The sequence below is a fragment of the Streptomyces sp. NPDC090798 genome (assembly GCF_044768965.1).
GTDB lineage: Bacteria > Actinomycetota > Actinomycetes > Streptomycetales > Streptomycetaceae > Streptomyces.
In genome coordinates this window covers 36,066-49,599 of record NZ_JBIVXA010000015.1, presented here as the reverse complement: position 1 = coordinate 49,599, position 13,534 = coordinate 36,066, and the positions used below count along the sequence as shown (strand labels likewise).

Annotated in this window: 8 protein-coding genes; 4 read left to right on the top strand and 4 right to left on the bottom strand. The window is 67.4% G+C overall.

From position 1 onward, the window contains the following. Nucleotides 1-224 precede the first annotated feature (224 nt). Both ACIQTP_RS29495 and ACIQTP_RS29490 read left to right on the top strand, forming a co-directional pair. Complete coding sequence (locus tag ACIQTP_RS29495) at nt 225-1,709, top strand: trypsin-like peptidase domain-containing protein (protein ID WP_403405272.1); 1,485 nt, start codon at nt 225-227, stop codon at nt 1,707-1,709. Nucleotides 1,710-2,066: 357 nt separating this feature from the next. Next, nucleotides 2,067-2,777 carry a hypothetical protein gene (locus ACIQTP_RS29490; protein ID WP_403405269.1) on the top strand — a complete coding sequence of 237 codons (711 nt, stop codon included), beginning with the start codon at nt 2,067-2,069 and terminating at the stop codon, nt 2,775-2,777. Between the two features lie 274 nt (nt 2,778-3,051). Here the strand turns inward: ACIQTP_RS29490 and rph are convergent, their stop codons facing one another. Together rph and ACIQTP_RS29480 are read right to left on the bottom strand one after the other, a co-directional pair. After that, nucleotides 3,052-5,697, bottom strand: a complete 2,646-nt coding sequence (gene rph, locus ACIQTP_RS29485) for a rifamycin-inactivating phosphotransferase (RefSeq protein ID WP_403405266.1) — start codon at nt 5,695-5,697, stop codon at nt 3,052-3,054. An 829-nt stretch (nt 5,698-6,526) separates the two neighbouring features. Beyond that, the gene (locus ACIQTP_RS29480; protein WP_403405263.1) at nt 6,527-7,270 is read right to left on the bottom strand and encodes a VOC family protein; all 744 of its coding nucleotides are present in this window, start codon (nt 7,268-7,270) and stop codon (nt 6,527-6,529) included. 1,785 nt (nt 7,271-9,055) lie between these two features. On the opposite strand from ACIQTP_RS29480, the gene ACIQTP_RS29475 reads away from it, so the two are divergent. Further along, nucleotides 9,056-9,328, top strand: coding sequence for a hypothetical protein (locus ACIQTP_RS29475; RefSeq protein WP_403405261.1), 273 nt, complete (start codon nt 9,056-9,058; stop codon nt 9,326-9,328). A 235-nt stretch (nt 9,329-9,563) separates the two neighbouring features. On the opposite strand, the gene ACIQTP_RS29470 is transcribed toward ACIQTP_RS29475, so the two are convergent. Next, the gene (locus ACIQTP_RS29470) at nt 9,564-10,064 is read right to left on the bottom strand and encodes a hypothetical protein (RefSeq protein WP_403405258.1); all 501 of its coding nucleotides are present in this window, start codon (nt 10,062-10,064) and stop codon (nt 9,564-9,566) included. Nucleotides 10,065-10,619: 555 nt separating this feature from the next. Here ACIQTP_RS29470 and ACIQTP_RS29465 point away from each other — a divergent pair. Further along, nucleotides 10,620-11,435 carry a hypothetical protein gene (locus ACIQTP_RS29465; RefSeq protein WP_403405255.1) on the top strand — a complete coding sequence of 272 codons (816 nt, stop codon included), beginning with the start codon at nt 10,620-10,622 and terminating at the stop codon, nt 11,433-11,435. Nucleotides 11,436-12,000: 565 nt separating this feature from the next. On the opposite strand, the gene ACIQTP_RS29460 is transcribed toward ACIQTP_RS29465, so the two are convergent. Beyond that, a complete protein-coding gene (locus ACIQTP_RS29460; RefSeq protein ID WP_403405252.1) occupies nt 12,001-13,497 on the bottom strand; it encodes a glycosyltransferase family 39 protein in 1,497 nt (498 codons plus the stop codon). Between the last annotated feature and the right edge of the window lie 37 nt (nt 13,498-13,534).

The window sequence follows — 13,534 nt, the reverse complement described above, 5'->3', positions numbered from 1 at the left end:
CACCAGGAATGTTTCTTTTTAGTATAAAAAGCCCGGTATAAAGGATGGTCCTGGACCCACAGCCACCGCTTATGGTGCTCTGACGTCCCGTGGGAAAAGCTGACGGCGTACAAAAAAGCACATGCACACCAGCACAGTTGCATCGCGCCGGACCGTCTGACGAGCGTGAGTGAGCGTGACCGAGTGCGACCGAGAACAACAGCCGTGGACCGAGGAGAAGAGCTGTGAGCACCGAGAACGAGGGCACTGCAGTACCCCCGGCCCCGTCCGCACCTCCTGTGCCGGTGGAAACTCCCGCTGCTTCCGCGCAGGGCGCTGCGCCCGAAGGGGGCGCGCCGACTGCCCAGATCCCGGCGGTGCCTCCGAGCGCCCCCGGCGCACCGGAGCAGACACCGGCGTACGCGTCGTTCGGCGCCGCGGCTCCCGGGGCGCAGGGACACGACTCCGGGGCGCCCGGAGCGCCGGTCTCCGCCGCCGAGGCGGGCTGGCCGCCCCCGCCGCCCGCCGTTCCCTCGTACGCGGACGGTGGCGGCTCGGGAGCGGGCGGCTGGGGCTCCTCCTACGGGCAGCCCACGCCGAAGCCCAAGAACGGGCGCGGCGGCCTCGTCGCGGCGATCCTGGTGGCCGCCCTGGTCGCGGGTGGTGTCGGCGGCGGCATCGGCTACTCGCTGGCCAAGAACAACGACAACTCCACCGACTCGACGACGGTCTCCGCGCCGAGCAGCAGCGGTGACGTGAAGCGGGCCTCGGGCACGGTCGCGAACGTGGCCGCCCGGGCGCTGCCGAGCACCGTCACCATCGAGGCCGAGAGCAGCAACGGCTCGGGCGGCACCGGCACCGGGTTCGTCTTCGACACCCAGGGCCACATCCTCACCAACAACCACGTCGTGGCGGACGCGGTCGACGGCGGCAAGCTCACCGCGACCTTCCCCAACGGCAAGAAGTACGACGCCGAGGTCGTCGGCCACGCGCAGGGCTACGACGTGGCGGTCATCAAGCTCAAGAACGCGCCGTCGGACCTGAAGCCGCTCACCCTGGGTGACTCCGACTCGGTGGCGGTCGGCGACTCCACGATCGCGATCGGCGCGCCCTTCGGCCTCTCGAACACGGTGACCACGGGCATCATCAGTGCCAAGAACCGCCCCGTGGCCTCCAGCGACGGCAGCGCCAGCAGCAAGGCCTCCTACATGAGCGCCCTGCAGACGGACGCCTCGATCAACCCGGGCAACTCCGGTGGCCCTCTCCTGGACGCCCAGGGCGCGGTCATCGGCATTAACTCGGCGATCCAGTCCTCGAGCAGCGGCGGTCTGGGCGGCACCAGCCAGTCCGGCTCCATCGGCCTCGGCTTCGCGATCCCGATCAACCAGGCGAAGCACGTAGCCCAGCAGCTGATCAAGACCGGCAAGCCGGTCTACCCGGTGATCGGCGCCTCGGTCTCCCTCGAGGACGGCACCGGCGGCGCGAAGATCACCGAGCAGGGGGCGAGCGGCTCCGCGGCGGTCACCTCCGGCGGCCCCGCCGACAAGGCCGGCCTCAAGCCCGGTGACGTCATCACCAAGCTCGACGACCAGGTGATCGACAGCGGCCCGACCCTCATCGGGGAGATCTGGACCCACCAGCCCGGCGACGTCGTCAAGCTCACGTACACGCGCGACGGAAAGACCCACACCGCCGAGGTCACCCTCGGACAGCGCGACGGCGACAGCTGACCGGTTGGCCTCGTCCCCGCGCCACCGGCGATCGCCGGTGGCGCGGGGTAGGTTGCCCGAGCGGCCCAGGGGAACGGTCTTGAATACGTGAGGGCGTGAAAGCGCCTCCGTGACTTCGCATCCCACCATCTGCAGGTCTTGGACGTTGCAGGTCAGAAGGGGTGCCTCGCGTTGAGGGGCACCCTTTCCACATGGGAGCTGTCTCCACTTCGTGATCATGTCACCGGCCGGTGACAGCGTTGTCCTGGAACGCAGACGCCGGGATCGCTCCGGCTCACAACCCCCTCATAGTGATCAAGCGAGCACCGAGAAGCCGAAACCGCTTCGGCCTCGACCACTGATCACCAAGGGGATTTCATGTCCGGCAACCGTCGCAAGGCCCTCCTCGTCTCCGTGGCCCTCGTGGGCGGCGCCATGCTGATGACCGCGTGCCAGGGCACGGACAAGGCCACGGACACCGGCGCCCCGCAGGGCTCGTCGTCCGCCACTCCGGTCGGCAACGCGGCCACCCCGTCCGGCTCGTCGACCGCGGGCAGCGGGCAGAGCACCGGCAAGGGGTCCGACGCGACGGGCAAGGGAGCAGGCACGGGCTCCGGCGCGACGGGCAAGGGAACCGAGGACGGGGCCGGCTCCGGCGCCGACACCGGCAACGGCGAGCGGGAGCCGGTCGGGCAGAGCTGCGGCGCCAACGACATCTCCTGGAGCACGAGGTCCGAGACCCAGGCCGGTGGATACATCCTGATCATCGCGAAGGCGAAGTCGGGGATAACCTGCTACCTGCCGGCCGCGCTTCCGACCGTGGCGTTCGGTTCCGACGGCACCCAGGCGGGTCCCGCGGAGCAGGCCGTCGGCAAGCAGATCAAGCTGAGTGGGAGCACCACCGCCTACGCCGGGGTGAACCCGAAGAGCACCGGCGGAAACGGTGGCAAGGAACTCGACTTCATCATCGTCGGCGTCGGTGACGACGACCCCAACCCGGTTTCCCTGCCGGTCGGCACCATCACTGTCGAAGACCCGATCGTCACCAACTGGCACACCGCCCCGACGGACGCCGTTCCCTTCAGCTGAACGGACCCGCAGCTCGTGATCCATGTTTGATCGGCTCGGTGCGGCGTCTGACGGCGGTAGCAGGCGAGTTCGCCAGTGCTGCGGTTGCGCCGGCGCAGGAGTCGGCGACTACCGGGCCCGGGGTCGGCGAGGTCGATGATGCCCGGTCGTAGAAGCGATGGCCCTTGGCCCCGGTCCCGGCGGTGCGCTTCTTCACATCCCCGGTCTCGTTGACCCGCGACGGTTCAGCAGTCCTGCGCGGCAGGTCCGACAGGAGCCCGAGCAGTGTGGTCGGTCAAGGCAGGATCTCGACGTACCCGTCGGTTCCGTGCACGCGGATCCGCTGCCCGTCCCGGATCAGCCGGGTGGCCTGCTCCACTCCCACGACGGCCGGCAAGCCGTACTCCCGGGCGATCACCGCGCCATGGGTCATCACGCCGCCCACCTCCGTCACCAGGCCCGCGATTGCGACGAACAGCGGCGACCAGCTGGGGTCCGTGAAGGTCGTGACCAGGATGTCGCCCGCTTCGAGATCGGCCTCCGCCATGTCGAGGATGACGCGGGCCCTTCCTTCGATGGTCCCGGTGGAAACCGGTAGGCCGATCAGGGCTGCGGCCGGCACGTCGTCGCGCCGGTACGCCCCGGTGACGGCCTCGCCGTCCGATGTGAGCACCCGGGGCGGTGTGAGCGCCTGGTACGACCGGAACGTGTCCTTGCGCCGCTGGATGAGCCGGCCATCCACCCGGTTCGAGCGCACGGCCTCGTGGAACTCCTGGAACGTGAGGTAGAAGACGTCCTCCTTCTTGGAAAGCACGTCGGCCTGCACGAGGCGCTCGGCCTCCTCCAGCAGAGCCTGCTTGTAGACGAAGTAGCGGCTGACGATGCCGTACTTCGGGTACTCCCGGTACCCGATGAAGGTTCTGACCCGGTCGATCATCCGCTTGGTCTCGTCGGCTTTCCGGTCCCCGTCCGGCAGGGCCCGCAAGCGTGACAGCACGTCCTGTTCCTTCTTCCGCGCCCTCTGCCGCCCTTGCTCGAAGCGCCGCGCGGCGGTGCCCGGCTCGAAGTTCCTGACGTTGTCGAGGATCACGGGCACGAGCGTGGTGGGGCGCTCGCGCCAACGCGGCCTCGTGATGTCGATCTCGCCGACGCAGCGCATGCCGTACCGGTCGAGGTAGGCCTCTATGGCGTCGCGCGCTTCGGTCCCGCCCGCGAGCTTCGCCAGCTCGTCCAGGAAGCCCTCGTCCAGGAAGCCCTCGTTCCGGACGCCCTGCAGGAACGCCACCACCTCCGGCTGCGGGCGGATCACGTCCGCGACGTCGAGCAGCGCCAGTCCCATCTCGGAGGTGACGTTGTCGGGGGCGGACAGCGTGAGCGTGTCAGCCGCGTTCTTCTCGCCCAGCCACTCCTGCAGCTTGTCGTTGAGCCACCAGGTGGCCTCCATCCCCGCCATGATCGCCTGAAGGTTCAGCGGATCTCCGAGGACTCGCTTGTGCTCCTCGAAGGCCTCCAGCAGGAAGTCGAACAGCGCCGGTCCGGTCTTCGTCCGGATGTCGCGCTCCAGGGCGGCGACGGACTCCTGGCTGTGCTCGATCAGCCCGGTGACGATGGCCGGATCGGTCTCGATCGGGGCGGACGCACCGCCGGCCGGCGGCCCGCCGGGACCCGCGTCCGGGAGCGACGGGACGAAATCCTCGCGTTCGAGGACGGTCTCCAGAGCGTCCCTGACCAGCGGATCGCCTCTCCCCATGACGTCCAGGAGGGCGGCGCGGCTCGCGGGCGAGGCCAGCCTCGGGGTTACGTCGACGAACAGCCTCCCGCCGGCCTCGTGCATCGCCACCATGGCCGTCAGCTGCCACATGGAGAGCCCCAGGGGCTTCATGGGGTCGGTCATCATCTGCTGATGGCCGACGGAGACGTAGGCGTGGTTCTCCTGGTCGCCGGCCGCGGGAATGGGGAACAGCGTCGTGATCGGCCGGCTCTGAACGATCAGGAAGCCGTCATCGGCCAGGCACCATTCGATGTCCTGCGGTCGGCCGAAGTGCGCTTCGATCCGCCGCCCGAGCCGCACGAGCCGCACGACCTGCGCATCCGTCAGCGCCGGCTGCTCCTGCCGTTGCGAGTCGATCGCCACTTCCCCCGTACCGCCGGTCGGCAGGGCATGAACGGCACGCTGTTTGGCGGCGATCGCCTTGGCGACGACTTCGCCGTGTCGCACCTTGAAGACGTCCGGGTTCACCAGGCCGGAGACCAAGGCCTCGCCGAGGCCGAAGCCGGCGTCCACGGTGGCGACCTTCCGGTTGCCCGTGACGGGGTCGGCCGTGAACAGGATGCCGGCCGCATGCGGGAAGACCATCCGCTGCACGACCACGGCCATGTGGACCGTACGGTGGTCGATGCCGTTCCGCTGGCGATAGGTCACGGCCCGCTCGGTGAACAGCGAGGCCCAGCACCGGCTGACGTGCTGGAGGATCGCCGTCGGCCCCAGGACGTTCAGGTACGTGTCCTGCTGTCCGGCGAAGGAGGCCGTCGGCAGGTCCTCTGCCGTCGCGCTGGATCGGACGGCGTAGGCGGCTTGCTCGCCGAGTTGTTCGCCGGGTTCGCCGGGTTGCTCGCCGAGCCGGGCGAGCGCGCGGGTGATCGCCGCCGCGAGATCGGCCGGGATGGCAACCCCTTCGATGGTCCGGCGAATCTGCGCGCTGAGCGTGCGGATCGCCTCCCGGTCGTCCGGGTTCAAGCGCGACAGCTGATCGAGCCGGTCGTCGATCGACGGCGCTTCCGCCATGATCCGCCGGAAGGCTTCCGTCGTCACGCAAAAGCCACCCGGCACGCGGACGCCTTCGATCCGCGACAGCCCGCCCAGGTGCGCGCCCTTGCCGCCGACGACCGCGACCTGCGTCTCGTCAATCTCTTGAAGATCCAACACGTACTGCTCGATCATTGCGATACCTCCGAGGCAGTCGTGCTCGGTTGCACCGCGGTGGCCGGTCGAATCACCGGCGCCTCCGCCTCTGTCGAACCTCTTGTCGGGCACGTCCTCCTCACTGGTTGCCTTCCCTTCGACGAGCCGGCCGGCCGCTCCGCTCTCCCGGGCGGCGCGCACCCCCGCGCCTTGGCGCTGAGCGCCCGCGACCGCACTGCCGGTCCCACCACCGGTTCGACGTCACCGCGTCCCCCGTACGTCGACAACCGCACACGCACGTCGTGCCCTCATTTCCGCAGGTTGTGGCATCGGCCGACGATTCTGCGCCGTGACCCGGGTCTTGCGGCAAGCCCCCCAGCGCGCTATACGTTGAGAGAGGCAAGGAGAGGGCTCTCCTTGCCTTTGCTTTTGCCGTCCGCTGGGACTGACCAGCTTCTCGCCCGTCGGCCTACGGATGCATCCGTGGAACCAGAGTTCTTTCCCATGTCGGCAAGGCTGAACGTCGAGCGCGCCGTCATCTCCCGGAGGTCGTCGCGCCACGCGAGTGCTGGGCCAAGCTCGCCCAACGGGCGTGTGATGATCGCCGTGGCTCACATCGGCGGGCACCCATGCGAACGGCCCCACGCCTGCGGCGGCGTCATGGCGCGTCGGGCCGGCACCTGGCACGACCAGCCGTTGCGCAACAGAACGGCGTCGAGCGAACCGCTCCGCCGCTTGGAGCCGTAAGCCCTCGCGAAACTCCTGGCGTTCGGCGGTCAACCCGCCCCCTTGTGGATACCGAATGCCTCCGGTGATACCGCAGCGGATGACCGGCCGGCGGTGTGACTTGGCGTCTCAAGGCTCCGCGTCAGGACGGGGCGAGGACGCAGAACTCGTGGCCCTCCGGGTCGGTCAGGCACGTCCATGGGACGTCGCCCTGGCCGAGGTCGAGGTCGGTGGCGCCGAGGGTCCGCAGCCGGGCCACCTCCGCTGCTGTGTCGTCACCGGGGTAGGGCAGCAGGTCGAGATGGACGCGGTCCGGCACGGTCTTCACGCCGGGTGTGCGGAGGAGCTCGAGACAGGGGCCGACACCCTTGGCGGAGCGCGACGTCGCCTGATCGTCGGTCACCTCGTGCAGGGTCCAGTCCGTCGCCTCACCCCAGAACCGGGCCATGGCCCGCGGATCCGCGCAGTCGACCACCACCGCGGCGATCGGGCCGGTGTCCCGGTAGATCTCCCGGGGCTCCAGCACGCAGAACTCGTTGCCCTCGGGGTCGGCGAGGACCGTCCAGGGCACTTCGCCCTGGCCCACGTCGGCGGGTGTCGCACCGAGAGCCCGGAGGCGCGCGACCAACTCCGCCTGATGGGCCGCGGAGGTGGTGGCGAGATCGAGGTGCACACGGTTCTTTGTCGTTGTCTTGGGTTCCGGGACGGTGACGACGTCGATGCAGACGGCGACCGGGTCCGGCCAGACGAAGCCGCCGCCGGGTTCCACGTTGGTCACGCCGGGGCCCTCGCTGGAAACACCCCAGCCGAGCGCCTCCGCCCAGAACCGGCCGACCGCCAAGCCATCAAGAGCCTTTATGTTCACCTGGACAGGTCGAAGGGCCATGCCGGCGATCGTACCCACCCGCTCCGCGACGACATCCGAGCTCGCCAACTAGAGCGCTCTGGCACGAGCCTCGCCGCCGAAACAGCCCGCCGGACAAGCCGACGGGCCGCTACGAAAGATCGAGGCTAACCGCGAGGGCCGATGGTCTTGGTCCATCCCACCGAGATTCCCCAGGATCCACTCGTCTTGCTGGTAACCGAAACAGCGACGTTCTTGTGGCTGTGGCTTAGACCTACTTCGTTGAACTGCCCAGGATCGCCGTTTGCGCAGACGACGGTATAGCTCACGAGAGAGCCGACATTGACTTCGATGGTCCCGGAACCCGAACAGATCACTGCGACTTCCAGAGTTCCCTGCTGAATTTGAGAGATCGCCGGAAATGAGTGAGGACCGGTATTTCTACCGGTTTTGATAAATGTTTTCTGCGCGTCTGGCAGTTGGGGTGGAATGCGAGAGTCCGCGGTGGCGGAGGGCGTACCGGACGAAGCTGTTTCGACCGGCGTCTCACTCACCGTCGCTCGACCACCGGTTGACGTTGTGCTGGTGCACCCGGTCAACGCAAGGAGGACTACCGGAACGACTATCCCTATTCGTCCCATGTGTACCACCCGACATGCGTAGGGCCGTAGCCTGTCACCTTGTTCTGTGTCAGGTAGCAGGTGTGGTGCTGGTAGTAAGCGGTGCAGGTGAACTTGCGGTGCCACACGCCGTATTGCGCATGGGCAGCCTTGTGCGGAGGAACGTTCTTGACGGGGTCAAGCAATCCCGCACTGTCATCATTGCCGTCTTGAGCCGTTGCTGTGGCAGCCGTGGGAGATGCGGTTGGGTCAGCAGCCAATGCCGGGGTTGATATCCCCAAGGCCACGGCCCTTGCGAACACTATTAAGTCTGCAACTAGGCGCACTTGCTCCCCTGGTTTCCTGTGGGTGGAACGGTTGGTCAGACCGTCGATCGTGGAGCCTAGGGATCAAAAAGTATTCTGTGTGCAAAATTGAGGGAACCTTGAGATGGGAGTCCCGGCAACGCTGAGCCTGGCTTCATCTCCTGCTTCCGACCACCGAGCGCAGGTCCGGCCTTGACGAGGTAGGGAAATGCGTGACTGAGCGTCCTGATGAAAGCTCACACGTGCTGCCTGATCCTTCGGATCAGAAGGTCGCAAGATCCTCTCTTCGCTCTCACCCCACGGCGTCGCGGGAGGACGCGGACACAAGGCCCAGCAGAGCCTGTCTCTCCAGGGAGGCCGACGAGGCCGGCCGAGCCCTAGGCTTACCCGCGTCGGCCCGGGGCCGCGGCCCCGGGCGCTGATGATCGGCGCAGTGGGCATGGGGCGCGGAACAGAGCCAGTGGGCCCCGTGTGGACCACGGCCGCTGCGAAACGCCTGGAGCCGGTACGTTGTACCCGCTCCGCTCCTGGTGGGCGGGGCAGAGGTGGGTTGCCCGAGCAACTCCCGTTCCACCGCGTACCGGAGGCAGTTGCTGAAGACCGTTCGCTTGCGATTCACCGTGTTCTCGGCAGCGGCCGTGCCGTCCTGCTTTAGCTTCAGAGCGGCGAGTGCCGTCCGCACCACCGAGGGCGTGTTGAGGTCGGTGATGTCCACGGACTTCCGGCCGGTCCAGTCCAACGCGGCCACGATGTCGGCAGGCGGCTCTTCGACGTCGAGACGCGGCCTCAGCGTTCCGTCGTCGCCGAGGACGAACCGGTAGACCCACGAGTAGAGCGCAGTCGCGGCGTACGTGGCGGAGCGCGCCGAGGGTGGTGGGGCAGGCGCGGGATTTGCTGGAGAAGTGGCCGCGAAAGCCGAGCATGCGGTTGGGCTTGTTGAGGTCGACGCCTGGGCGCTGGGCGGTGAGCAGGTCGGCCGGGTCGGTGATGAGGTGGGCGGACTGCTGGGCGATGGCTGCGCTGTCCCTGCCGGACACGAAGGGCATGCGGATGCGGGTGAATCCGGGCTGGGACTGGTGGTTCATGGAGGCGACGCCGACGTAGGCGCGGTCCTGAAGGTTGATCGGGTTGGCGTCGGGCCGTTCTCGGATGTCCTCACCGAGTGGCGAGGATGACGAGGCTGCCCATGCTGCGGCCGATCTTCACCAGGTCCTCGACGAGCCGGGCGTTCTCGGCGGCGAGCGCGGCGAGCTTCTTCGTCTTGGCTTCGCTGCCTTGTGGTCGCGGAAGCAGGAGTGCGCTTCATTGATGATCACGACGACGAGCGGCCACGCTGCGGACGGCCCGACCTCCCACACGCTCTGCACCCCGAGGATGCGCTCAGCGGCCGAGACGCGGGCGCGGCGCAGTTCAGTCGTAGATCAGCCGGTTGATGTGCCACGTCTTGCCGGAGCCGGGAAGGCTGGCCACGGTCACGCCGGGCACCTGAGTGAGGTCGATGGATACCGGCTGTGCGTACTCGTCCGAGCCCAGGTCCCACCGGGCGATCTCGTCCGGTACTTCACCCGTGGGACGGTGCTCGGTGGTGAACTTCTGCGGATCGTGCCGCACACCCCGGATGACCACCTGTCCAGGCTTGTCCTGGGTCAACGCGACCCGCTTGCACCTCCAAGCGTCCGCAAGATGCGGGGCCGTCTTCTGGAACTGTTCCAGGCCGACGCCGGGCAAGCAGGTTGCCCGTGCGATCACCCCGTACTCGTCATGCGTGACCTTCAGGGCGGGGACCAGGACGCGGGGCTTGATCGGCTCTTTGTCCGTGTTCGACAGCGACGCCAGTGCGGTCGGCGTCTTGTCCGTGGCCGACAGCTTCAGCATCGGCGCGAGCCGCTTCCAGCCCCGCCGCACACGCACGGCGCGAGCTGACCGGAGGGGATGCGGCTGATCGTCCGTCGTTGTCGGCTGCGGATCGGATGAACCTGGCGCTGGTCCACAGCCTTCACCACCTGCTGGCAGCGGTTACCAACCGCGCCATCACCTGACGGCCGGACACCCTCACGGCCCAGACCTGCAACGAGGACGAGCAGCGGGACTCTCCGCCTGTAGAACCCGGCGCACCCTGCAGCGTCACGCGATGGCCCGCCTCGCGCGGCGAGAGGACCTTACGGGCGAACCGTCGAAGCGATCAGCGATCAAACCAGCTCAAGAAGTCTTATAAATGCGGTAAATGACAGATCCTGCGGTTAATACGTATTTGGGATGGTCTGTAACTGTGTCTGATCGGCCTTATGTGAGCTCAAGCGGGTGCCGCGGAACGACAAAGGGCCCATTCGAATGCGTCGATTAGTCCAATATGTTCATAAATGGGCGAGTTTCGACCGGATAGGTCTGTCGGTCGGCCGCACAAGCGTCAAGATCTCACTCGGATTCGGGAACTCACCCGAACTTGTTGACTCAAGGAGCAAGCAGATGAGTCCTGAGTACAGGACGACTTCGCTACTCGGGCCGGTGGCGCGAGAGCGGTTCAAGAGGGCCGGAATGGTGGCCTCCCTCGCGCTGGTCATGGCGACCGGAGTGGTCAACCCCGCCGTCGCGGCGGCACACAGTGTGACCGACCACGCGGCCCTGATGAGCCGCCACGGCGGCGACAAGTGTAAGGAAGAGAACGGCCAGCACAAGTCGTTGTCCGACCCGCTCGTCTACGGCGACAAGGACGGTAAGGGCGACGGCAAGAACGAGTGCAAGGGTGCGACCGGTGCCACGGGTGCGACCGGTGCCACGGGTGCTACCGGCGCCACGGGTGACACCGGTGCGACGGGCGCGACCGGTGCGACGGGCGCGACGGGTACTGGTGGGACGGGTGCCACTGGCGCGACGGGTGCCACGGGGGCGACGGGTGCCACGGGGGCGACAGGAACCACCGGGCCCTGCTCCGACATCGACGCGGTCCAGTTCAACAACAACTACGAACTGAGGGCTGCCCTGACCGGCGGCAATACGTACGCCGGCATCAGGGACATCAGCGGTGCCGTCCCCGGCTTCCTGTGGACCGACCTCAGCGGCCTGCCCAACTACCCCACCGGCGCCTGTGGCGTGGCCATCAATGAGCACAGCAACGCGGCCAACAGCGTCAAAATCGATGTCCTGACCACGGGCGGACAGGTCTTCGAGACGACCTGCTCCGAGAGCAACTCGCCGCCTCCGCCCCCGATCCACCCCATCCTCTCCTGCACGAACCCCTGGGTCCTGCAGAATTCCCCGACCCCGGGTGCCGTCAACAGCTAGTGCGAGCCCAAGGGCAAGCTGCGTAGGCAGTGTAGGTAAAGGGATGAAGGGGTGTCCGGCCGACCGCCGGGCGCCCCTCAACCTTGGGGCTCCTTGATCACGCCGTTGGCAGCCGCGGTCGGCGGGGCCGGTGATCTCGGGTGCGGTGGCTGAACCGATGGACGTCGCGCTCGCAGAGGGTCGGGCCGATGCGCGCTTCACGTCCACGGTTGCGGTGGCCGTCACTGTTCGGACGAAACCCGAACATCCGGCTCGCCCTTCGCCTCCACTTGCTGGCGTTCCCGGTGACTTTGAACTGCACGTCATGGATACGCCTGCGCTTGCCGCTCCTGCTCCCTCCACGTGGGCCCTCAGCTTCCACCTGGAACTGTTGGCTGACGCCGCATTTCAAGCGGCAGCGCCGTCCCACAAGACCTCCGAGCCCCTCTCAGGCAGAGTGGGCCCAATGAGTCGCGAGGCCGCTTCAGCGACGCATGTGCAGATCCTCAGGCCCACTCGTGACGTCGCCCGGGCCGTTCAACTGCCCTTCTGAGCCGAAGGTCTTGCGCATGCCCGCACTCCGGGCCTAGCTCTTCTCCTTGCGTACGAGCAGGCTCACGGTCATCCCCGTCACCGATTGGCTACTGGACAACTCGTACCGGCTCTGCAGGGCGATCGCCTGCCCCGGGTTGATGGCGTTGAAAGGGAAGTCGGCGCCCTGGGTCAGCAGCCAGATGCGCTGCTCGCCTTTGAGGCACAGGATCGGGACGGAGCACTGGAGCGCGTAAAGGTCGTTGATCGCGCTGGGGGCCTTGGCCAGGAAGACGTCGCGCAGCTTCAGGTCGCGGGGCAGATAGTACTGAACCCCGCTGTCGAGCTTCCATGTGTTCTCGCGGTCGTAGACGACGGCGTCTCCAGGCTGGTGGCGCTGCTTGATCACGTCCGCCGCCGCCGCGTAGTCGAGGGGCACTGGGGCGTCATGCTCGAACGGCTGTCGCATCTGCTTCTGGTCGGACAGAGTCAGGACGGCCAGCGCCGCGAGGAGGGCCGCGGTGGATTTCCGAGAGCGGGAGGCCCCGGCGAGGCCGGCACCGGCGAGGAGTGCCCAGGCCGGGAGGGTGAAGAGGACATAGACGTGGCGGAAGTACGAGACCTCGCCGTGCGAGGCGAGCCAGACGAGGACAGGAGGTACAAGGGCCCAGGTGCCGCAGAGGAACAGGGGGGCCTTGCGCGGTGAACGGGCCAGAAGGGCGAGGGCGATCAGCGCTCCGGCGCACAGGGCGGAGGCGAAGACGTCACGCATGATGGAGAGAAGTGCCCAGGCGTCGGGCTCCGGGACCCAGTACAGCTGGCGTTGGACCTGGGAATGGCCGAGCAGGGCGACCGGGGCGACGCAGGCGGCGACGGCCAGGAGGGCGAGTCCGGACTTCCACCACAGGGAGCGGTTCTGCCGCGCATGGGCCGCGAGCACGCAGGCATGGGCGAGTACGACGGACAGTGCGATCAGGTGGAGGAGTCCGACGACGGCCAGCGTGAGTGAGTAGGCGGCCCATCGCCAGGGGCTGCGAGGGGCGTCCAGTGCCCGGAGCAGCAGGAGCGTCGCGAGGGCGACGGCGAAAATCACCAGAGCGTAGCTGCGGGCTTCCTGGCCATAGCGGCTCACCGCAGGCACGATCGCGAAGAGAATTCCGGCGAGAATTCCGGCACGATATCCGAAGAGCCGGTCTCCGATGAGACTTACGACGGACGCCGATCCGGCCACGGCCAATGCGGTGGGGAGCCGCAAGGAAATGACAGAATCGCCGAAGAGACCCACCCACAGATGCATCAGCAGGTAGTACATGCCGTGCACGGCGTCGACGTTCTGGAGAGTGGCGAGGATCTGACCGGTGTTGCGGTTCACCATGTCCCAGGTGACCAGTTCGTCGCGACCCAGCAGAGAGTCGGTCAGTCCGTGGCTGGTCAGGCCGAAAGTAAGGACGAGCGGCCACAGCCACAGCCCCGTCCGCTGTCTTCTGTGTTTGATCGCCTCGGCGCTCTGGATTTCTTCGCGCGGAAGGGGAAGTTGCGCGGTGACTACCATAAATATCTCCCATGCCCTGCAGCAGGAACTGCTCACT